Source organism: Gammaproteobacteria bacterium, assembly GCA_029881255.1.
Taxonomy (GTDB): Bacteria; Pseudomonadota; Gammaproteobacteria; order S012-40; family S012-40; genus JAOUMY01.
In genome coordinates this window covers 187,508-209,264 of record JAOUMY010000007.1, presented here as the reverse complement: position 1 = coordinate 209,264, position 21,757 = coordinate 187,508, and the positions used below count along the sequence as shown (strand labels likewise).

Annotated in this window: 18 protein-coding genes and 1 pseudogene; all 19 read right to left on the bottom strand. The window is 42.5% G+C overall.

The window, feature by feature from the left end:
- Positions 1–281: 281 nt before the first annotated feature.
- The 19 genes and pseudogenes from OEZ43_14555 to OEZ43_14465 all read right to left on the bottom strand — a co-directional run bounded on the left by OEZ43_14555 (position 282) and on the right by OEZ43_14465 (position 21,730).
- Positions 282–1,463: a glycosyltransferase gene (locus OEZ43_14555; GenBank protein ID MDH5546810.1), complete on the bottom strand. Its 1,182-nt coding sequence runs from the start codon at positions 1,461–1,463 to the stop codon at positions 282–284.
- A gap of 162 nt (positions 1,464–1,625) precedes the next feature.
- Positions 1,626–2,789 (bottom strand): glycosyltransferase family 4 protein, encoded by a 1,164-nt coding sequence (locus OEZ43_14550; GenBank protein MDH5546809.1) that lies wholly within the window; start codon positions 2,787–2,789, stop codon positions 1,626–1,628.
- 45 nt (positions 2,790–2,834) lie between these two features.
- A complete protein-coding gene (locus OEZ43_14545) occupies positions 2,835–3,980 on the bottom strand; it encodes a glycosyltransferase (protein MDH5546808.1) in 1,146 nt (381 codons plus the stop codon).
- Between the two features lie 257 nt (positions 3,981–4,237).
- Positions 4,238–4,966 carry an FkbM family methyltransferase gene (locus OEZ43_14540; protein ID MDH5546807.1) on the bottom strand — a complete coding sequence of 243 codons (729 nt, stop codon included), beginning with the start codon at positions 4,964–4,966 and terminating at the stop codon, positions 4,238–4,240.
- A 581-nt stretch (positions 4,967–5,547) separates the two neighbouring features.
- Positions 5,548–6,867 (bottom strand): hypothetical protein, encoded by a 1,320-nt coding sequence (locus OEZ43_14535; GenBank protein ID MDH5546806.1) that lies wholly within the window; start codon positions 6,865–6,867, stop codon positions 5,548–5,550.
- A gap of 53 nt (positions 6,868–6,920) precedes the next feature.
- On the bottom strand, positions 6,921–7,844 hold the full coding sequence (locus OEZ43_14530; GenBank protein ID MDH5546805.1) for a glycosyltransferase: 924 nt from the start codon (positions 7,842–7,844) through the stop codon (positions 6,921–6,923).
- Positions 7,831–9,351: an O-antigen translocase gene (locus OEZ43_14525; GenBank protein ID MDH5546804.1), complete on the bottom strand. Its 1,521-nt coding sequence runs from the start codon at positions 9,349–9,351 to the stop codon at positions 7,831–7,833. Before OEZ43_14525 ends, OEZ43_14530 begins: the two co-directional genes overlap by 14 nt.
- Positions 9,344–10,453 (bottom strand): DegT/DnrJ/EryC1/StrS family aminotransferase, encoded by a 1,110-nt coding sequence (locus OEZ43_14520; GenBank protein ID MDH5546803.1) that lies wholly within the window; start codon positions 10,451–10,453, stop codon positions 9,344–9,346. Before OEZ43_14520 ends, OEZ43_14525 begins: the two co-directional genes overlap by 8 nt.
- A complete protein-coding gene (locus OEZ43_14515) occupies positions 10,434–10,856 on the bottom strand; it encodes an FdtA/QdtA family cupin domain-containing protein (GenBank protein ID MDH5546802.1) in 423 nt (140 codons plus the stop codon). Before OEZ43_14515 ends, OEZ43_14520 begins: the two co-directional genes overlap by 20 nt.
- On the bottom strand, positions 10,846–11,310 hold the full coding sequence (locus tag OEZ43_14510) for an N-acetyltransferase (protein ID MDH5546801.1): 465 nt from the start codon (positions 11,308–11,310) through the stop codon (positions 10,846–10,848). The genes OEZ43_14515 and OEZ43_14510 overlap by 11 nt, the downstream gene beginning before the upstream one ends.
- A gap of 65 nt (positions 11,311–11,375) precedes the next feature.
- The gene (locus OEZ43_14505; protein ID MDH5546800.1) at positions 11,376–13,064 is read right to left on the bottom strand and encodes a hypothetical protein; all 1,689 of its coding nucleotides are present in this window, start codon (positions 13,062–13,064) and stop codon (positions 11,376–11,378) included.
- A gap of 6 nt (positions 13,065–13,070) precedes the next feature.
- Complete coding sequence (locus tag OEZ43_14500) at positions 13,071–14,246, bottom strand: methyltransferase (protein ID MDH5546799.1); 1,176 nt, start codon at positions 14,244–14,246, stop codon at positions 13,071–13,073.
- A complete protein-coding gene (locus tag OEZ43_14495; protein MDH5546798.1) occupies positions 14,239–15,441 on the bottom strand; it encodes a radical SAM protein in 1,203 nt (400 codons plus the stop codon). Before OEZ43_14495 ends, OEZ43_14500 begins: the two co-directional genes overlap by 8 nt.
- Positions 15,442–15,806: 365 nt before the next feature.
- Positions 15,807–16,751 carry a glycosyltransferase family 2 protein gene (locus OEZ43_14490; GenBank protein ID MDH5546797.1) on the bottom strand — a complete coding sequence of 315 codons (945 nt, stop codon included), beginning with the start codon at positions 16,749–16,751 and terminating at the stop codon, positions 15,807–15,809.
- A 256-nt stretch (positions 16,752–17,007) separates the two neighbouring features.
- Positions 17,008–17,281: pseudogene (locus OEZ43_14485) on the bottom strand (glucose-1-phosphate thymidylyltransferase).
- Between the two features lie 340 nt (positions 17,282–17,621).
- Positions 17,622–18,704: a GDP-mannose 4,6-dehydratase gene (gene gmd / locus OEZ43_14480; protein MDH5546796.1), complete on the bottom strand. Its 1,083-nt coding sequence runs from the start codon at positions 18,702–18,704 to the stop codon at positions 17,622–17,624.
- Positions 18,705–18,719: 15 nt separating this feature from the next.
- Complete coding sequence (locus OEZ43_14475; GenBank protein ID MDH5546795.1) at positions 18,720–19,055, bottom strand: MarR family EPS-associated transcriptional regulator; 336 nt, start codon at positions 19,053–19,055, stop codon at positions 18,720–18,722.
- A 4-nt stretch (positions 19,056–19,059) separates the two neighbouring features.
- On the bottom strand, positions 19,060–20,016 hold the full coding sequence (locus OEZ43_14470) for a GDP-L-fucose synthase (protein MDH5546794.1): 957 nt from the start codon (positions 20,014–20,016) through the stop codon (positions 19,060–19,062).
- A 298-nt stretch (positions 20,017–20,314) separates the two neighbouring features.
- Positions 20,315–21,730 (bottom strand): undecaprenyl-phosphate glucose phosphotransferase, encoded by a 1,416-nt coding sequence (locus OEZ43_14465; GenBank protein ID MDH5546793.1) that lies wholly within the window; start codon positions 21,728–21,730, stop codon positions 20,315–20,317.
- Positions 21,731–21,757: the final 27 nt, after the last annotated feature.

Genomic DNA, 21,757 nt, shown 5'->3' with positions numbered 1-21,757 from the left:
TTTTCTGACTTGATGCTCTTGGCTGCTTCGCGTGCGAAGGCTTCTATTTCCTTTTGTTTCATCTCGCTTATCTCCCTTTAGGGTATATGATAAGCAGATACACAATCTAATTTACAGTCTCATTCGGTTCTGTAGAGGAATTTGATCCCCTCTTTTCTCCGTAATACACAACATTCGCGACATGCCCGCAGGATAAATATACACGCCAGCAACATTCTTCCTCATACCCTAGGTAGTAGCTAGAAGAGGCATAAAATTTCCTCGAATAGAATCCTTGGGAATTACAAGCCTCTTTGGTTTTCGCGAGATTTGTGCCTTCCTAAACAGGTTCCATACAATTCAATAAATTTTTTTGACTGGTCAGCGACATCATACCTCTTAACCAGTTCTTTTCCTCGCTTACCCATTGCCTCTAGATCGCTACTGCTCCGCGACATCGCGTCATTCAGAGATATTCTCAATTCAGGACCCTCCCTCTCAATCCACCAACCTGCGTTGAATTGGCGCAGTTCCGCCCAAGGCGTCGCCTTTGTGGTGATAACTGGCAAACCGCAAGCAAGCGCTTCGGCTATCACGTTCCCAAAGTTCTCGCTCTTACTCGGCAAAACTAGTAGATTAGACGCTGCCAACACGTCAAGCTTCTCCTGACCGACAACCATTCCTAAAAATTTAACACGCCCACTTAAATTTTCTTTCTCAATTTTCTGTTCAACTGACCTTACGTATTTTCTGCTATAAATGGGGCCGGCCACCAACAAATCCCAATTTGGATATATTGATGACAACGCTGACCACTCCTTTACCAACAGGTCCAATCCTTTATCAATATGCAATCTAGACAAAAATAATATATATTTTCTTTCAGGATCGACGCCTATACTCTTTCTAGCCTCCATAGTACTCTTACGTATTTCGAAGGTGCCCAGATCAATACCATTTGGAATATAGATAACCGGCGTTGTAATTCCCAAGTCACGCAAAAGTTTTTCATCATTTTGATTAGTAACGTGAATAGCCGAAGCACTATTTAACATCTTTTTCTGAAACAAGTGCCAAGCCAGATACTTGTGATATCGAATATGCTTCAAGCTTCCTCTCAACGACACCACCAAAGGTATCTCGTGCTTTAGCACCAATTTATAGACGACATAAATTGGGTAGTTCCAAAAATTGTGTGTATGAAAAATCACCTCCCCCGGATTCGAGGTCACCTGATATTTGAGGTAGTCAGATAGACCGGAAGAATAGCGAATTATTTTTGGTAACCATTTCCTGATGCTGAAACTTTTCCAAACAATTCCATGCTTCTCGATAAGAGCATTGCTCTCATTCTCGTAAACCTTCGTGGATACAATTTCATTTTCAGTACCACTCAGATTTAATCGGAATATCAAATCTGGAACAGATTTCGCCGGCCCCCCATACCTGTCATCAATAGACTCAATTACATGAATAATCTTCAATGTTCTATCCTGCTATGAGGCAACCTTCCTAAAATCATTCACGGTTAAACTACAATTTTTGATGTAATTTCTGTCGTAAAACTGAATTCCTTCGATACGAAAAGAAGTCCTCCACCTCTTCTACGTACATCAACTTTGCTTTCCTCTTATGAATATTTTCATCTACATATTTCGTTCCCAAGGAGGACGAGGCAAAGTCCCTCCACTAAAACGATAACGCAAAATTTCTATGAGATAATTCGCGCCAGCCTCACAACCCAAATTAGATGCCCATTCTGCCAACTTCTCACGTTCCTTGCTACCAAGCGCCCCCCTGGCTAAAAGGTCGCGAAGACAACTTGTTAGTGCTTCTAAATTGTCAACAGGAAACACACCCCCTACTCCGGAATAATGTACTGCCTCGGAAGCCCCGCAACGATCACTACATACGGCCTGAGTACCTACCATAAGTGCTTCACTTACTACCGCCCCCCATCCATCCACTCTGCTCGGCAAAACAAGGCAGTCTACTGTTGAAAGAAATGTCAATACTTCCTCTTCCTGCATCAAGCCTTTCCAATCAACTCTTTCTCCAAGCTTCTCTTTTGAAAGCCTCTTCCAACTATTTTCGAGAGGACCACCGCCAACAACGAGCAACTTAAACTCGTACTCGTTTTGTAGAAGGGCCAACGCGTCAACTAGCAAATTTAATCTCTTTAAGGATACAAAACGCCCAACGAACGCAAATCTATAAACGCTATTTCCTAACATTCGACTATTACGAATCTGATCTATCGATGGCAACCCGAGAAAATAGGTAAATGGCACCACCCTTGATTTAGGAAATCCACGCTGCGCTATCCAGCCTCCAGTATTTTTGCCAATCGCAAGTATGATATCAACCCATGAAATCATTCTTTTCAAGTGATATCGATATACTAAACGTTTAATTAACCCTATCGGCCCAGTATCATTCACCGTTTCCGTTAAAATAACAACTCGAGCCTTTCGCTTCTGCAGAAGCTTTTCAGCATATCCGACCAGCCCATTCCCCCTAATTCCTTGACAAATATGAATTACGTTCGACGGGCAACTTTCTATAAGACGCTCAACTGAATTCTTTGAATCCGCAATAACTAACTTAGCAGCATCAAGATCGCGAGGTTTCCATCCTAAGGCCTTGCGGCTATCCGACAAATTTCTCTCCGCTACGTACGTTATTTTAACGCTTGGAATCGCGGCTAGAGTTGCTACAAGCTCCACCTGGTGTGAACTGACTATCCTTTGCCAATATACTAATTCGAACTCTACTGTACATGCATCTTCTACTCCTTCCGTTTGCATCATATATAACTCAATATTTTCCTCTTATTTAACAGACGCGATTTCACACTATAACCCGAATACTTTTCTTATATTGTCGCCGACCGCACGACTCCCGAATAGCTTTCGTGCCTTCGCTAAAGAATGCATAGCCATTCTCTCTGCCTCTTCCCTATTTGACATAATGCGAAGCACAGTCTGTTCAAGCTCAACGGAAGTTTCGACTATGAACACCTCTTCTTCGCTAAAAAGTTCAGGAATATCGCTCACCGGGGTTGTAACAATCAGCAGCCCCTGCGCCGAAAGCTCTACAATCTTCGAAGGAAACGTCGTTTGCCCAATAGTTGACCTTGGTTCCTTCAACACAAAGGCTACCTGACACTTTGCAAGCACCTCCAAATATTCTTCATTTGTAATATTTCCCAAAAAGCTAACAAATTCTAGGTTTGCTACTTTTCTCTCTATTTCTAACGAAAATGGACCAAATCCTGTAACGTATATATGCAAATGTTGATCTATTTCGTCAATTCGAGCAATATAATCTATAAACTGCAAAAACATAGGAACACCTGTATCCCGATAAAGTGCTCCTCCAAAAAGTATAGTCGTCTTAAGATCACCAAATCTTCGTGCGCTATCTGCAAATTTACTTACCGCCCCATAACAAACCACTCCCAATTTGTGATCTGTCTCTTTTGCAAGCTTTTTTGATACCGTCAACAAACGATATTGTGCCAAATAAAGATAGGTTTTAATGAGCAATTTACCGAGAATGACATGATACCTAGAGTCCTCCTTATTAATCCCGTCCTCAAGATCAAAAATTACTTTTTTTCCCAAAAGCCGACAAAGAATCATACCGAAAAGATACTCTGGGCGATGATTGTAGAAAATTACACTGGAGAATTGTTTTCTATTTTTTATGACACAAAATAAAAATGTGAATGATGCTACAATATTTTTTACTATCCTACGATTTATAGCAAAGCAATATTTAATTTCTACAGAATTATATTTACGCGTGTGAGGTACTACGACTTTACCCGAAAGAGTGCGGGCCATTGACAAACTTACGATAGTAACATCTAATCCAGATTCCTTTAGTGCCTTGGCTACTCCCAGTACTTTGTTAAACGCCGCTGGCGCCGCTGATGTAACCCTATATCGAGCCACTGTATCCGGATCAAATGCAACACAAACATACCACAAACCCATAGTATTCCTCTCGCTGACTCTCTGCATTCGTCATGAGACATACAGCTTTTCGTCGACAATCTTATACTCAATTTTACAACACTTTAATGCGTTACATTCCGGCTCTCTCTTACCCTATTCTCTGTCTTTTTAGCAAGCGATCCGATATTTACATAACGCTATACAGATCAACCCAAGCGTACGCTAGTAAGTCACTCCGTCTACTACAGATAATCCGACCTTTCGCTTAGTCTTGTGAAAGCACTAAATGCACCCTACTACTCACTAAATCTATGATATATGCCGTCTACTTGAAGTAACTGCCCGGTTTTGGGATTATGAAACCCCTCCTCAAAGGAAACCAGGGTATACCCCTTTTCGGTAAGCAATTTGTGGAGTTCCCCAAATAAAAGCTCTCCCTCATACAACGGTACCAAAGACATTTCTAGTTGTACTGTATCAATAAGAGAAAGCCTATTTTTTGCGCCTTTGAGGATCTTTTCTTCGTATCCTTGTGAGTCTATCTTTAGGTATATATTATTTTCCGATGAACAATAATCATCAAATATATCGTCAATCGTTTTAACCTCAACGGTTTCGGTCCTAACATACTTAGAATACGGCGCAGAGTCTAAATGATTCTTCATCATAGGTAACAATGAACTGCTGTACGTATTGTCCGAAACATTAATTTCCACCTTCCCTGCTTTATCTCCTAGCGCACAATTGACCGCTATCCAATTCTTGTCATTGCTTGAGGTCTTTTGTAGCTGAGAGAAAGTTCCGGAAAGCGGCTCAAACGACACAATTTTTCCTGAATACCCTATCGCGGTTCGCATCTCTCGCGCATAAAATCCCCGATTCGCCCCTACATCGAAAACAACATCAATCCCAAATGTTTCCAATAGTTTTTTTCTTCGCGCCAACGAATTTCCGCCAGGCTCAAATCGCGATAAATCATATCCTAGCTTCCACAATATTTTTCGAACCTCATGCTTAATACCCATTCTCTCTCCTGGCAATTTCTATCAATTCGGTACAATTCTCTACAATATAGGCCCATAATGACTGTTATGTTTCTCTGGCGGACTCATTCTAGGGTACGTATTACCCTCGCTGGCACACCGCCTACCAACGCATTTCTTTGGACGTCCTTATTAACTAGGGATGAAGCCGCTACTACCGAACCATCTTCAATCGTTGCGCTTAACACAGTTGATCTTGCGCAAACCCAAACACCATTCCCCACTACGATAGGTCCTGACTTTCCTTTTCCTGCCCTCCTAGATGACGACGCGATTTCGTGGCTTCCACACACAAAACATACTTCCGGTGCTATGTCACAATTTTCACCAATTTCTACACCCCATCCGGCAGCGGTGTAAAAAATGCAATTAGGACTAATCCAACTATAATCGCCTATCCTTATGGGACCGTCCCCGTAAAAACGAACACCTACATTCACTTTGACGTCTCGACCAAGTTGGATCTTCATAAACCTAAGGACTACCCGCTTTAGACCAAACCAGGAACTAGGAATGAGTAAAATTAAAAAATTACCAAAATGGCGCCTTGCTGAAAGAAACATTTAAACCGCCTCCGTTTTTACTTCTACTCTCAACAACTTCTTGGAACCATCTACGAAGGAGCCCTCATACGGTAGCAACCGAATCGCGGATTTTGAGCGAGGAAATTCCGCTAAAAATCGAAATACGAATAACATTACGAAAAATACTAATAACCTTGTCGCATCGTTGAGCAAAAATATTTCACCTTTAAAATGCGCTACAAATAGCGAAACTACAAAAACGACCATCAACCATGGCATGATACCCCCTTCAATTCGACTAACATGCATCGAAATCTTGCCACGAATACTTAGCACTAACAATATGCTAGAAAATACTGCAAACGTCATGTACGCTAAAAATGAAAAAGAGACTCCACCGAAATAAGTAAATCTTACGTAACCTACATCTGAATAGTATTTTGATCCCGGATAGAGCCTATGCCCCTCCCCAAATAACCATATCATTTCATCATCAGGAAAGTGAAAATGCCTTGCCAGCATCGCATATGCCCCCGTGGACTCCCCCGAACTGATAGCATTGGTGGAATCCTCAAGGCCCTCCAGCGCCCTATTCAAGGCCTTTGAAAACCCTGTTTGATTTTCTGACTCCCCAACAATGGCCGGCGCAACGACAAACATAAAAAACACACCCGTTAACAGCAGTTTTTTATTTATCATTCTCCATCTAAAAATAATAATTACCGGCAAAATCGCCGCCAAAACACCTAAAGGTAAAAAACCAATTCTCGCGTTCAAAACAATCAACGCTAGATTTCCCACAAACGCAAAAACATACCAGGCCTTATGAACCATTTTTGTCGAATGAATTAAAAGCAATAGACAAAGGACAGCCAATATCCCTTGTACAAAGGCAAATGCATACAAGTGATTTATAGAAAGACCAAATCCACGATACAGTGCAATCGGAGACCCCAACACAAGTTTGTCGTAAGACATCCCTAGCAACTCATGAAGCAGGTACATTTTTACATTAAAATCGCTCAGCATTAACAATGCAATTAGAAACTGAACAACTCCACACAAAACCAGGCTATTTAACACATCCATTAACGACATGTTCCAGTGCCTAGCCATATACGCAATAAACAGTGACGGCAGAATAGCCTCAACTATAATTCTTAAAAACAAAGCTGCATATGAGTTGGAGTTAAAATACTCGACGTCGACAAATAACGCATAAAGAGACGTAAGAACCAGAAGGATCAGTGGTATTTTTATAATTTTCAGCGCCTTCAGAACGACTCGATGCTTGAGAAAAGCAAATACGAGGGAAGCAAACACCAACGCATAAAGCGTATAAAATGGTCTTATATTCAATCCGTATATGCATACAAATATCAAGCTCGTTAACACAACAAAATACCGATATTTCATCTTACCAAGTATTTCCAGAGCGTTTTATATATCCGCATATCCCATAAACGCCAAAGACCTCGCTTTAAATACATAAATGACTTTTTTCTATTAACACTAGCGAGCATAACAGCATTACGCAGCGACCATTCAGCAACTACTCTGAGCCTTCGCCTAGAAAACGGTAGGTATTTTTTTACTGTATAGAAATGTTCATCTTTAACTAACTCAAGGTTTCCAACAATAAAATTCTTTTCATGCATTCGGTAGAAGGCTAGCTTTTTTTCCGAAACGACAGCATAGCCACCATTTTTCAGCAATCCCAACCACACATCAAAATCCTCAACATGCAAACCCGGGTCAAAGCCCCCTATTCGTCTTAATTCGTCACTCCTCATCATTATTGAGGCGGGAGGTAGATCCGCATACATAAGAACATGCTCGAAATCCAATTTTCTGCCAGCATTTTTCACGACTTTTCTATCAAGGATGATATTTGAGTTCGAATCCACACCAAAATATCCCGTAAAGCACATTACCATATTTGGATCGTTCTCCATAAGTAACACCTGATGCTCTACTTTGTTAGGTGCCCAATAATCATCCGAAGCACAAATACAAATATATTTTCCCTTTGCGATACCTATTCCTCGATTTAATGTGCGTGCTATACCGACGTTTTCTTGTACAACAAAACGGAAATCGTACCGTTCACAGAGTTCTTTCAATATTTCGACGGAACCATCAGAAGATCCATCATCTATTACTATCAACTCCACCAAGCCATAAGTCTGTTTGACAATACTTTCAACACATTGCGTTATGTAAGTTGCATGGTTATATGATGGCACTAAAACACTCACTAATGGTAATGCCGGTCGCGGAGAAGCTTGTATGCGCGCTTTATCCTCAGCCTGCAACGTTGGCTCACAATCGCTCACTACGCAATCCCATCTTATTTGTTATTGCACGTGCTATGCTCCCTATTTTTCCCACAGGACCTCCCATATTGCTAACGTGAGCGATGCGGCCTAAACTATAAACCCCAAATATAGTAGAAACGACTAAGGAGACCACTATACCCCAGTTCGTATACTGACAAAGCAAGGCAACACTCGCACAAAGCACAAAAGTGACTACTACTAATCGAATAACGGTACCTGTCCATCTAAAATCAATACGTCGTTTAGCCAAAAAGTAGACTAGAGGCAAATAAAATACATAACACGCCAAAAAAGCTATTCCTGTAATATTTAAGCCCCCTACTTCTACAAATCCCGCAACCAGTCCTCCCATTAACGACAACACTAGAGCTTCAGTCCAGAAAAAGGACTTCCCATCCCCGGCAGCTAATAGTACAAAGCCGAGTGGCCAACTAGCCACCTTGAGAACATCCCCTAGAATCTGCCACCGCAATACATCAACAGCGGGCATAAACGTAGACGAATACAAAATCGAAATCGCCCAAGGAGCCAAACCCATCATAGCAATAAATATTGGTGCACTTAGAAGCAAGGCCACCTCTGTTTGTTCATTAACTACTTTAGTAGCCGTTGACTTATTCGTAATCACTCCTGAAAGACGGGGATAATAGTCTGCCACCATCGCAGCAAGCACAAATCCTACATACTGCATAGAAATCATCCACGCAGCCTGATAATAACCTAGCGCTTCAACGCCAAGGCCTCTCTCTACTTCAACTCTAATCCAAAGCTGAACCAACGTATTTATCAATCCCGCCGCCATGAAGGCAAACCCTAACTTCATTAGTGCCTTGTGTTCTACATACAAATCAATTAATTTTATTTTGTATTGTCTATAACGAGGCAAGCGGGCAACAAATAAGTGTCCAAGGATAAAATTGAGCAACGGCGCCAAAACAATAAATGCAACTAATCCGTCATTCCGATAAAACCAAAGCAACGTTGAACCGATCAAAGCATTAAGTGTGGAGCTATATACACTAACTTTCGCGATATCACCTACACGACGCATCCCCTGCAGCATAGCTCCTTGGGAAGCACTTCCAACAGAAAACGCTACGCCTAATGCAAGCCAGGAGATTTCCCATGAGTATTTGGAATCCCCTAATACAAAAATTGCAAGAACATCGGCCAAAAACCAAATCACAAGGCCACCAACGGTCGCGAGAAAAAGCGCACTCCAAAAAATAGTTTTCCGTGCAAGCGCCAACTCCATATGATTCTCACTACTATTTGCTTCGGCAATTTTCCTAGCGCCGGAAACACCTATTCCCATAGATGCAACTGCAATTGCAGTAGACATAACCGCGGTTAACAATCCTACAAGTCCAACCCCAGTGGGTCCCAGTAAAATAGCCAATACTTTCGTACGTATCATACCCATAGCTATATTTACAACCGACGCCCCGCCTATAATCGAAGAGCTTTTCAATATCCGCCTATAGGATTTCTCAGAGTCACTCATCATTCAGGTCTGTGTGCAACAATACGTCAATCACTTGTTGTGAGTCATACTCCGTTAAATGTGGGCCAATTGGCAAACTCAACACCTGATCTGCGATTTGCTCCGCTATCGGAAATCGCCCCTTTTCAAATCCAAGATTTTTATATGCCGTTTGAAGATGAGGAGGAACTGGATAGTGAATTAATGTTCCAATACCCGCCTCCGATAGACAATCTTTAAGCCGTCCGCGATTTTCACTTCGTACTACGAATAAATGCCAAACCGATTCTGCCCACTTTTCATTGAATGGAAGAACGACTCCAGTCCCCTTTAAACTACCTAAGTATCTTCCAGCAATTGAAGAGCGAACCCTATTCCATTCATCAAGATAAGAAAGCTTCACACGCAATACCGCTGCCTGAAGTGGATCAAGACGACTATTAAACCCCTGCACTTCATTTATATATTTTTCTCTAGAACCATAATTACGCAAAACTCGAATTCTATCTGCGATTTCCGCGTTATTTGTTGTGACAGCACCGCCATCTCCAAATGCACCCAAATTCTTTCCGGGATAAAAACTCCAAGCTACTGCGTCCCCATGACCTCCAATACGGCGTTCTTTATATCGCGCACCGTGGGCTTGTGCGCTGTCCTCAAGTACTCTAAGACGGTATTTTCTTGCAATCTCCAAAATAGGATCGAGATCTACCGGTTGGCCATACAGATGTACAGGTAAAATAACCTTAGTGCGCTCGGTAATAGCACTCTCAACACTTGTTGGATCAATATTGTAAGTATCTATCTTTGGCTCCACTGGAACCGGTGTCGCCCCACACTGACTTACCGCTAACCATGTGGCTATATATGTATGACTCGGCACTATCACCTCATCACCAGGCCCAACTCCCATTGCTAGCAACGCAAGGTGTAACGCGTCTAATCCATTCGCTACAGAGATACAATGCTCTGTCTCTGTATATTGGGAAAACTCAGCTTCGAAGGCATCAACTTCCTCTCCCAGAATGTACCATCCAGAGTCAAATACTCTCTTAACGGCCTCGTCAATTTCTTCCTTCAATTCAAAATACGAACTACGAATATCAATAAATGGTATATTCACTTTTGGCCGCCGCTAAAAAGGTTTTGTAATCGCGATAATAATCTGACTCGTCATAATAGTTAGAGGCAAGTACCATACATACTGAACCTGATGAGAAATTATCAAGCTCCCTCCATATCATCGGACATATATATAGACCTTGGTAGGATCTGTTTAGATGGAATCGCTGTTTCTCTTTGCCATCATCGATTAATACATCAAAACTACCCGACATTGCGATAATCAACTGGCTCAACTCCTTATGCGCATGACCACCGCGCTCGGCCCCTCCGGGTACATCATACAAGTAATAAACTCTCTTAATATTAAAAGGAACATGATTCCCCCCCTCAATAAAGGTCAGATTTCCACGAGGGTCTGAAATTTTCGGAAGTTCAACCATTTTGCATTTGCTAATATTCATATTTCTTCATAATTATTGCTGGATTTCCTACAACAACGGCATTAGCAGGTACATCTTTTGTTACAACCGCACCAGCACCGACCATCGCTCCTTCGCCTACCGTTACTCCCGGCAATATTGTTGCGTTCGCACCAATTGAAGCACCAGTTTTTATTCTCGTTTCGATAATCGGTTTTGTATAGACCTTGGAGCGCGGAAAACTATCATTCGTAAAAGTAACATTTGGCCCAATGAAAACATTATTCTCAATATACACCCCATCCCAGAGTTGAACACCGCTTTTAACCGTAACATTATCACCGACTAAAACTTCATTTTCTATCAAGACATGAGCGCATATATTGCAATCCCGCCCAATTGTCGCCCCAGCGAAAATCACACAAAACTGCCAAATACGCGTGCCTTCACCGATATTTGTACTCTGCACATCTGCCAGAGGATGCACATAGCTCATTCTATAACCTCCAAAGTGATATATTCAGACTGTCTAACCCTAAGAAAACTTAATTATTGTATTTATTAAACGCCCTTTTGGCATATCGAAATATCCAGATGCTCATTGGAATCGCGACCTGTTAGTACGTCGATTGACTTAGTCACACACTGAAAACCAAGCTGTTGATAATAGCTTTTCAACGTTACTTTAATTCTTGAGTCTCTTTTCGCTATACTCCTATTTGATAAAATGTCGACGATAATTTCTGGGGATTTTTTGCTCAGGCAATCAAGCAAAATATCTTCCGACTTATCTGAGGTTAGAGAGTGCATATATAACATACACGTCTCGGTCTTCGTATCTAGAATAGAGTATAGTGCCGGATATTCACTTACTAACAGCGTCCGCTTCGAATGTACGTTAGGGCCTAACAACTTTTGCATGCCGGTAATAAACTCCACTCTTTCTTCAGTCGAGTTGATAAATTTGTATTCGCGAACCGAATCAATTGACTTATTCGCGTGCCACCACGAACTTTCTCTATAAGGATAAATGCTCCAATTAACAACAAACAAAATACATACGAGGACAACGCCACCTACATGTGGGATTGTGAAATTTTCATTTCCTTGCTTTTCCCTCGCGAGAGTAACGGCCAATCCTAGCAAAATTGGCAACCCGACCATAAATGCGCCTGTTGATTGCCCTATTCCGTTTCCACTCGTTATGCCTAACGTGGTCAAATACGTGAGCAACAAAACCACCAACCATTGAATCTTACTACGATATTCTCCATCATCCGTCTTTGTATTTGACAGTGACCACGCATACGCGAACGCACTTAACACCGACAAAACATATACCACCCTTATGGCATATGCCCCATTTAAGAGCCCTGTCACTGACGAAATTATTGCCATCACCAGTAACAACATGGCGGTCATTGGGTAATTGAGCCACTGAATTCTCCGCCAAATAATCGACAAAAGTCCAAACAATAGGTAGATCCCGACTAGAACAACCTGTTGGTATGTATTTGAAAAAAACGTCTCACCAACTCCGTAACCACTTGAGAACGACAGTGAGTCAAAATAGTCTTGCAGGCTCGCAAAATACAAGACAACCGTTAAAGCGACGAATATTCCGCCTAAAAAAACTAAAAGCACTTTACCAATTGCTTTAAACTGTTTCTCTACCGCATAACGCCCTATAATCAGGGCTGACATTACCAGAGCTGACGTAGGGTGAGCAAAAGCTATGACGATGGTAACTATTGCAAATGATATCTCGCCGCCTCGTTTCCACTCAAAATATTTAAGCGCAAAGATTATCCAAACAACCTGACTTACCGTGTTATAACTAAGTGCAAAGACGCCATGAAAAGGTATGGCAAAGCTTAGCGACAGTGCTGTGATACCTGCCGCCCATCTTGAAAATTTCAACGAAACCAATTTATTATAGGCAAAGAAAAAAACGACTATGGTTAATGTAGACATTAAGAGTCGACCAAAAAAAACCAGCCCTTCAAAGCCAAACACTAAATGATATATGTAAAATGCTGGATAAAATAAGACGTATACCGATTGCTGAAAAAAAAGGTCGTTGCTAAACAATTTCCCCGATTCAAGTAGCCCTTTTATTTCACCGTAGTACTGCATTTCATCAGAAAGATCCAAACCTCTTGTAACGCGAACAAATAGAACGAGTAACAATACAAATAATGAAACGAGAAAGCCCGAAGATACCCCCTTTTTTGCAATCATTTTCAACATCAACCCTTACAGTTTACAAACGACTACCACATTCCAACAAAGTAGCCGTAAAGGGGGAAAGACAAACAACAATATCCTGTCGATAAACTCTAAGGGCTGATACAGCCACTTCCATTTATTTCCCTCTTCCACCACGACCTTCCAGAACCTCTCCTTGTTTGGATTACGTTTTTGTGCTAGCGCCATAATTACAAATATCACTAATGTGGTTAGCCAGAAATATTTGGTCTCAACCTTACCGTAATGTTTACGAAAGAGCTTAATATCTGACCACGTCAGAGGGTGCTCGTCCGGCGTTCTAACGTCCTCTGCCATCTTTCGATAAACATTTATTGCTGGATTATATGCCAGAGGATCCCAGGTTACGAACACACCATCAGCTGCAAGATGAGGTCTTACTCTTTTAATAGTTTCCTCAATATCAACATGATGCAGTAAATTTCCTGCGTAAATGATGTCAAATTTCTCGTCGGCTGATAATTTCATCTCTTCCGCGGAAGCCAAATGCTGTTTTACATTCACACCATTTGCAACAGCCAAGCGCGTGGTCGCATCAAGCATTCCCTGCGACAAATCCGATGATGTAACATCCGCCCCTAGCAGCGCAAAATACACGCTTGCTTCACCTAATCCACATCCAACATCCAACAAACGTTTACCTTTTATATTACCGAGGCGTTTGGTAATATATCTCATCTCTGGCGCAGTACAGACTTCATTCGCAGAAAGTACATCTATTTTCTCAACGTCTTCACTCTCTGCCCACGCGTCATGAAAGTCTCGCTCCTTTTGCAATCTGTCGTTCTTTTCCACTACCGTTTCATCATGACTTTCATAACCTGCCGACTTCGCAACTTTCATAACAGCTTCCTCAAAATATACTTCATTTTTTCGCTTCACGGGATCTTCCGTCGCCATCATCCCTCTGTCCTTTTGGCGACTAACACTCTTATCAGTATCTCCCTTGAAATAAAAATCTGGCTCACCCAACGGAAACGACAGACTTCCTTCGTTTGAGGAGTCCCATGCCACAATAGCTTCGCCCTTCTCGTAACTGAAATTCAGCCTCTTAACGAACTCGCTCCACTTGAGACTACCCCCAGTACACGACAACTCGCCAATTCGCTGTGCGGCAATCAAAAATCGATATTTGAAACTCTCGAACTTTATCTTTTTACCCATTGGCTATTTTAATAACCTCTTTAAATTCCTTACGAGACTCTGGTCTCTCTCTCTTTTCGTTACGTATCTTTTCTGCTATTTCTAGCAATTCCTCGTATGTTAGAGGCCATTTCTTTTCCGGCGGAGATGTAAAAAATGTTCCTACTCGTTGTATCTTTGCCGCCAAATATCGCATAGAAATAGTCATTTCTGGGTAACTCCCATACATGCACCCATCGCACGCGCTCGTTACCTGTTTTACTTCCTCACGCCACACTTTATCCTTATAGATTCTTTGAAATTGTTTTTCATATGCAGGGTAGCTGTTATCAAGACGATGATCGCAGCATGGGGCGAACTCGCCATTAGGTAGAAGGGCGAAATAAAGATTTGGTGTATCGCAAATCCCATTATTATGCTCTCTCCATTTTATCGGTTCGTCTCTGACAAACCTTTTTATATCGTCCAAATATTGGTCACTATCATAGAGCAAATATCCCTCTTTTCTCATTGTCCGTACACGTTCTATGACTCCGTCCACAGTTGACAATTCGCTAGAGAGAAATTTTAGAGATTGATCAAATGTTCTAAACCCTCTCGGATGGGCGTAGTCACTGACGTGCGCCGGTACAAGCGAAGTAAACCAGGAAATTTCGGTACCGAATCTTACTACGTCTTCTATATCCCCTAAATTTTGAGGTTGCATCACACATCCAATTGATGCGAAGCTATCTTTTTTCGGTAAATACTTTGTAAACAGAGCCATTGCTCTTAAAGCTTGATTCCAGGACTCACTAAAATCTCCATTTATTTTGTCCTGCGCTGAGGGATGCAAAGAGTCCAGCGAAATAGAAATATCTTTACCTCCTGCTTCTATAGCTTTAACAATTTGCTCTTCTGTCGCGAAACCATTTGTTTGCATTCGTACGTGAACGCCACGTGACTCGAATGCATGAATTATTTCTGGAAGATCTTTTCTTGCAAAGGGCTCCCCACCTGTCAACAGTACAATTGCTACACCCATTTCGGAAAAATTGTCCGCAATTCTCTTTATTTCATCTATGGTACATTCTCTAACGTCTGAATTTGCATAAATGATATTGCACTGCTCACAGGTTAGATTACATCTGGCAGTAACATAAAATTGTACGTAAACAGGAGCGTTTTGGAATAATGCAGCCTTTGCGAGTGTGGTCTTTGATAAGCTTGAAAACATATTATTTCTTCCTAAAAAATATCGCTCTAATGATGTAGTTAATGACAAAAGTTAGCCCATTTACGATCAGTTTTGCCCAATATGGGCTTATCCCCAAATGTTCGACAAGTAGCCACAAAACTCCCATTCCAAGAACAAGCATTGATCCATTGGACATCAACGTTAGATTCAGATCGGTACTCAAGCTGAACCTACTATTCTTAAAAACAAAACGTCTAATAAGAACGACATTTACCACCGTTCCTATAACAAATCCTATTCCATTCGATACATAAACAGACACATCACTCGATACCAATATCGCATAGATGATGTAATCCGCAACAAATCCGCACAATACAACTAAGAAATAGCGAAATGTATCTTTAAAGATTAATAGACTCTGAAACAAGATAGAGCGGCCGCCCCTTCACCTCTTCAAATATACGCGCTATATACTCTCCAACCACGCCTATAAGCAGGATTTGCACACCGCTAAAAATAACGATTGACAATATAATTGCCGTAACTCCCGGGACAGGAATCTCTGTAAATAATTTTAGGTACAGCATATATGCACCGCCCAATATTCCCGTCAATATTGTTAGAAAACCCATCCTAATAGCTAGCGTCAATGGTTTGCTTGAGAAGGACAATATAGCATTCATTGCAAAAGACATCATTTTTCGTAAAGGATACTTTGTTTCTCCTGCAAACCTTTCTGCTCGATCGTATTCAAGTGAAATGGAGCTAAAGCCAAGCCATGGCACCATACCTCTCACAAAACGGTGTCGTTCCCTGAGTGCGTTAAATTCATTTACTACTTTCCGAGACATGAGCCTAAAGTCTCCAGTATCGCGAGGTATATCTATTTCGCACATATAATTGAGAAACCTATAAAAGCCAGATGCCGTAACTTTCTTAAAGAACGTCTCTCCCGCTCGACTCCGCCTTTTCCCGTAGACGACATCATATCCCGCCAAGGCTTTTCGATACATATCCAAAATTAACTCTGGCGGATCCTGTAAATCAGCGTCAATAATTGCTACGTAGTCTCCTTTTGCTTTGTCAAGTCCACACGTTATAGCAATTTGATGACCAAAATTTCTGCTTAGAGACACCACTTTTAAGTGCGAATTTAGCGCAGCACTTCCCTTCAAAATCTCCATTGATCGATCTTTCGATCCATCGTTAACAAACACAAACTCCATATCCAATTCAGGACTCAGTTTCTCATTAAGTGCCAGCAACTGCTTAATAGCCTCCGCCAACGATTCTTCTTCGTTGTATACTGGAATTACTACACTCAACAAATCTCTATCTGATTGCACCTGAGAATTTCCTCTTCTATTGATACCCGAAAAACACCAAAATCCATTTTTCTATTTCCGAACAATTGGCGAAGCTCAACCAATATGTCTGACCAACTGGATACATATCCACCAACCGATACTCACGAATTTAGATACCCTTTAGTACAAACGAACACGTTAAGCATGCTCACGATTTCCCATACCTATAACCGACTAAACTCTTTCATTTTTTAAGAAATCAAAATATTCTCTTGGTAAATCGCATTTTTAACTCTCACATCAGAATTGAACCGAGATACGATTCATAGTTTGTCTTTCGATTCAATCCTACAATCCTCTCTAAATCATTCGCACTCAACCAATCATTTATGTATCCTATTTCCTCCAAATAGGCAATTTTAAAACTGCCTCTTTTCAATTATCTCTACAAACAGTGACGCATCCAGAAAACTCTCTTGCGTCCCAGTATCCAACCAAGCAAATCTTCGTCCGAATAATTCTACATTTAGCTTATCTATATCCAGGTATTATTGGTTTATACTGCGAACGATCAACGTGAGATTCTGTCGCGAGTTGCATAGTACCGTCAGATCTATATACTTCAAATAGCCTACAATACCGTTTGAATCACAAATATCCACAATTTCACGACTGTAGCGCTTTCTACCTTGTACATCTCGAAGAGATTCAAGATTACCAGCATAATCAAGACTGTCTAAATTAACAACGCTATGCGTACGAATTGCTTGACGTATTTCTGCCGCACCAATAGATCCAGCCCTGCCCGTGCCAAAAAGCCTCATCGTATCAAGTTTCTCAACTAAATTTACCCACTACTAAACGAGAAGCTTTCTTTACGCGCTAAAAAATAGGGGACAACTTTTAAAGTTACTCATGATAATCATATGCTGAATAACCATGCCGTTTAACTAACTCATCCTTTTCAGCTGTCTTTAGATCTTCTCTCACCATCTCGGCTACCAACTCTTTAAATGTGATCTTAGGGGACCAACCGAGTTTTTCTTTCGCATTAGTAGCATCGCCTAAAAGCGTTTCTACTTCTGCGGGCCTAAAGTACCTTGGATCTACAGCGACAATACACTTTCCAGATTCATCATAAGCTTTTTCGTCAATCCCAACACCTTCCCAACGAATCGTTATACCAATCTCGTCACAGGCTACATTGACAAAATCGCGTACGCTGTATTGGACTCCGGTTGCGATTACAAAATCCTCCGGTTGCTCCTGCTGTAGCATCAACCACTGCATCTCAACATAGTCTTTCGCATGACCCCAGTCGCGCTTGGCGTCGAGGTTACCCAGATATAAACATTCCTGAAGGCACAGTTTTATACGAGCCAGTGCGCGCGTGATCTTGCGGGTAACAAATGTTTCACCGCGTAATGGAGATTCATGGTTAAATAAAATCCCGTTACACGCATACATCCCATATGATTCACGATAATTTACCGTTATCCAATACGCATATAGTTTTGCTACCGCGTATGGTGAACGAGGATAAAAGGGCGTAGTTTCTTTCTGGGGTGTTTCCTGAACAAGCCCATACAGTTCAGATGTTGAAGCTTGATAGAAGCGAGACTTCTTTTCCAATCCAAGAATTCTAATTGCTTCAAGAATACGCAATGCCCCTAAAGCATCCGAATTCGCCGTATACTCAGGTTCTTCAAACGAAACCGCTACATGACTCTGTGCTGCCAGATTATAAATCTCATCCGGCTGAACTTTCTGAATTATTCGAACCAAACTGGATGAGTCAGTCAAATCCCCATGATGAAGAATAAATCGTCTATCCTTTTCATGTGGGTCCTGATAGAGGTGATCAATGCGATCCGTGTTAAAGAGTGAAGAGCGACGCTTTATTCCGTGAACCTCGTACCCTTTCTCCAGTAGCAACTCGGCAAGATATGCTCCATCCTGCCCCGTAACACCTGTAATTAATGCCTTCTTCACTAAATCACCCTTCTTTTATTTCGTAACATTTTCGTTTGAAATCACTTCTCGTCGCAATTGCTCAATTTCTTCCTTGAGCAACTCATATTCCTCAATCTTGCGTTTGAAAAAACGCGCCGTGACTTTGGCCTTTTCTTCGATACCTTTTGGGGTAAGAATATACAAATAACCGCGCTTAACTGGATTGTTCTTAAAATTTCTTGCCTTGACCAGCCCCTTTTCTTTCAGGGCCTTCAGGCAGTAATTGGCTTTACCCAAACTTATACCCAGTGACTCTGCCAGCTCACGTTGGCTGACGTCGGGATTGTCGGAAAGTATTTTTAAGATTTTGTAACGAATCTCTTCCGTCATCGTGTTAATCTCGACTCAACCATTCCTGATAGGCTTTGTTGATTCCATCTTCTAGAGTGGTTCTTGCCTTCCAGCCATAGCTGTTGATTTTCGACACATCCAACACTTTACGCATAGTGCCATCTGGTTTATTTGTATCGTAGGTAAGTTCTCCATCAAACCCAACAACCTTCGCTGCAGTAGCCGCAAGTTCTGCAATCGTTACATCCTCGCCGGTTCCTATATTGATTAATGGCGCTTGCTCTTCTGAGAAAAACTTTCGATATTCGTGGTCAGGCAAATTCATAACGTAAATACACGCATCTGCCATGTCTTCACTATAAAGAAGTTCACGCATAGGCTTGCCCGTACCCCACACAACAACCTCTTTATCACCACGCGTTTTCGCTTCATGCATCTTACGAATCAATGCAGGGAGAACGTGTGACTTCTCCAAATCATAGTTATCGCCCGGCCCATATAAGTTTGTGGGCATCACTGATAAATATTGTGTGCCGTATTGCCTGTTGTATGCCCAGCACATTTCTATGCCTGCGATCTTTGCAAGCGCATATGGACGGTTAGTTGGCTCTAGTGGACCAGTAAGTAAATACTCTTCCTTAATGGGCTGCGGACAGTCTTTGGGATAAATACAAGATGAACCGAGAAACAACAAACGCCTTACGTTGCTCTTCCAGGAGTGATGAATTATGTTTGTTTGAATGGCAAGATTGTCGCGAATAAACTCTGCGGGATAAGAATTGTTGGCGAGAATGCCACCTACCTTGGCCGCCGCAAGAAAGACATAATCTGGTTTTTCAGTTTTGAAGAAATCCGCGACTGCCGCCTCATTGCTTAGATCCAGTTCCACGTGTGTACGCTTAACGATGTTTGTATAGCCGGCTGTCTCCAGACCTCGAACAATGGCTGAACCCACTAGGCCGCGGTGACCTGCTACATAGATTTTTGATGTTTTATCCATATCCCTTCAACGACAACTCGCTTGCACAATAAACGGTCTTCACAACACTTTAAAGCTGCACAGTGTTCAACGCGTGAACACTCCAGATACAAAAAAGGGCCAGAAAACTCTTTACCCTTGCTATTGTTATTGATTTGGTGTTATTTGTTCAGAGCTTGAACATTAAGGCCAGATTAAATGGTATTTTTGGCTTCGAGTCAAGAAGTTATTGGGGTTTACTCGGGAAATTGGGATGTATTTAACAGGGTTGGCTGAGACACGTGAAGCTTCCTTTCGGATGGCACCCTGGAGATCTATATCAATATGCATTCTTGTGCACTATCCCCCGCAATAGCGTTAAAACCAGAATCTTCAAATCCAACCCCAACGACCAATTCCTTATATACTCCAGATCAAACAACACCCGCTGCTCCATTTTCTCCAGCGTATCGGTCTCACCACGCCAGCCGTTGACCTGGGCCCAGCCGGTCATGCCGGGTTTGACCTTGTGGCGGAGCATGTATTGTTTGATTAGTTTGCGGTATTGCTCGTTGTGTGCGACCGCGTGCGGGCGGGGGCCGACGATGGACATTTCGCCTTTGAGCACATTGTATAGTTGCGGTAGCTCATCAAGTGAGTTTCTGCGTAGAAATCGACCAATCCCGGTGACGCGCGGGTCGTCGCGGGTGGCTTGGATGGTTTCATCCGGGTTGTTATCGCTGCGCATGCTGCGAAACTTGTAGACACGGATTTCCTGGCCGTCGATGCCATAGCGTCGTTGGATATAAACCACCGGCCCGGGCGAGCTCAGTTTGACGCCGATAGCGATCACCAACGTAGGGATAGCCATTAGTATCAACACCAGTATCGACACCACGATGTCTTCCGCCCGTTTAATCCAGCCTTCGATACCGCGATACGGGTTTTCGAAGATGCTGATGACCGGCACTTCGCCTAGCGTGGTCCAACGACCATGCAGTATCTCGAAGCCATGAAAATCCGGCACGAAATACACCGACGCCGTTGAATTCGACAATCGCATAATCAGCTCGCTGACTCTGGTCTCGGCACGCAGTGGAAAGGTGATGTAGATGATATCGACCTTCCCCGCCTCGGCATCCGCAACCAGTTGTTCAAGATTGCCGCTTAACTCATCGCCGAGTTTGTCGGCCGTGCGATCTCCCTCAGGGACACGATCGTCATAAACACCTGCCAGGCGCAAACCCATCCAGGGCGCGCTATGAATATTTTCCACCAAATGCACGCCGAGTTGGTTGGCGCCTGCGATGGCAACCGCCCGCGTATTATGCCCGCGTCGGCGCGCTGCATAGAGTATATTGCGATAGCCAAAACGCCACACACTCAGAACCAGCGGCGTAATCACAAACCAGCTACCCATTACCAGACGGGAATATTCCGCCGTGGTCTTGAGCGCGAATATCGTCACCAGCACACCCAGCACCGTCCCCAACCAGGCAAACCACAGTTGTATAATCTCATCCCGTAGCCGCGCAATACGCCACGAACGATACAACTCAAACCGCCCGCCCAACACCAATAACAACACCGCCGCCAAAAGCGCCACGAAACTATAACGGTCGTGCCAATCCTGATGATGCAAACGCACCGCAAGATACAAACACCCCACCACCAACACCACATCGGCCAGACGATAAAGCACCGAAATCTTGCTTTGATGAGGGCGTAACAGGCCGTTGTGTTTTGTCTGAGTCACAGGGATATCCGTAGTTAACCGTAGTGG

What these genes read in the sequence shown, in the direction of transcription:
- OEZ43_14550 (MDH5546809.1), bottom strand. Translation starts at nt 2,789, where the DNA reads ATGATGCAAACGGAAGGAGTAGAAGATGCATGTACAGTAGAGTTCGAA.
- OEZ43_14545 (MDH5546808.1), bottom strand. Translation starts at nt 3,980, where the DNA reads ATGGGTTTGTGGTATGTTTGTGTTGCATTTGATCCGGATACAGTGGCT.
- OEZ43_14540 (MDH5546807.1), bottom strand. Translation starts at nt 4,966, where the DNA reads ATGGGTATTAAGCATGAGGTTCGAAAAATATTGTGGAAGCTAGGATAT.
- OEZ43_14525 (MDH5546804.1), bottom strand. Translation starts at nt 9,351, where the DNA reads ATGAGTGACTCTGAGAAATCCTATAGGCGGATATTGAAAAGCTCTTCG.
- OEZ43_14515 (MDH5546802.1), bottom strand. Translation starts at nt 10,856, where the DNA reads ATGAATATTAGCAAATGCAAAATGGTTGAACTTCCGAAAATTTCAGAC.
- OEZ43_14510 (MDH5546801.1), bottom strand. Translation starts at nt 11,310, where the DNA reads ATGAGCTATGTGCATCCTCTGGCAGATGTGCAGAGTACAAATATCGGT.
- OEZ43_14505 (MDH5546800.1), bottom strand. Translation starts at nt 13,064, where the DNA reads ATGTTGAAAATGATTGCAAAAAAGGGGGTATCTTCGGGCTTTCTCGTT.
- OEZ43_14500 (MDH5546799.1), bottom strand. Translation starts at nt 14,246, where the DNA reads ATGGGTAAAAAGATAAAGTTCGAGAGTTTCAAATATCGATTTTTGATT.
- OEZ43_14495 (MDH5546798.1), bottom strand. Translation starts at nt 15,441, where the DNA reads ATGTTTTCAAGCTTATCAAAGACCACACTCGCAAAGGCTGCATTATTC.
- OEZ43_14475 (MDH5546795.1), bottom strand. Translation starts at nt 19,055, where the DNA reads ATGACGGAAGAGATTCGTTACAAAATCTTAAAAATACTTTCCGACAAT.
- OEZ43_14470 (MDH5546794.1), bottom strand. Translation starts at nt 20,016, where the DNA reads ATGGATAAAACATCAAAAATCTATGTAGCAGGTCACCGCGGCCTAGTG.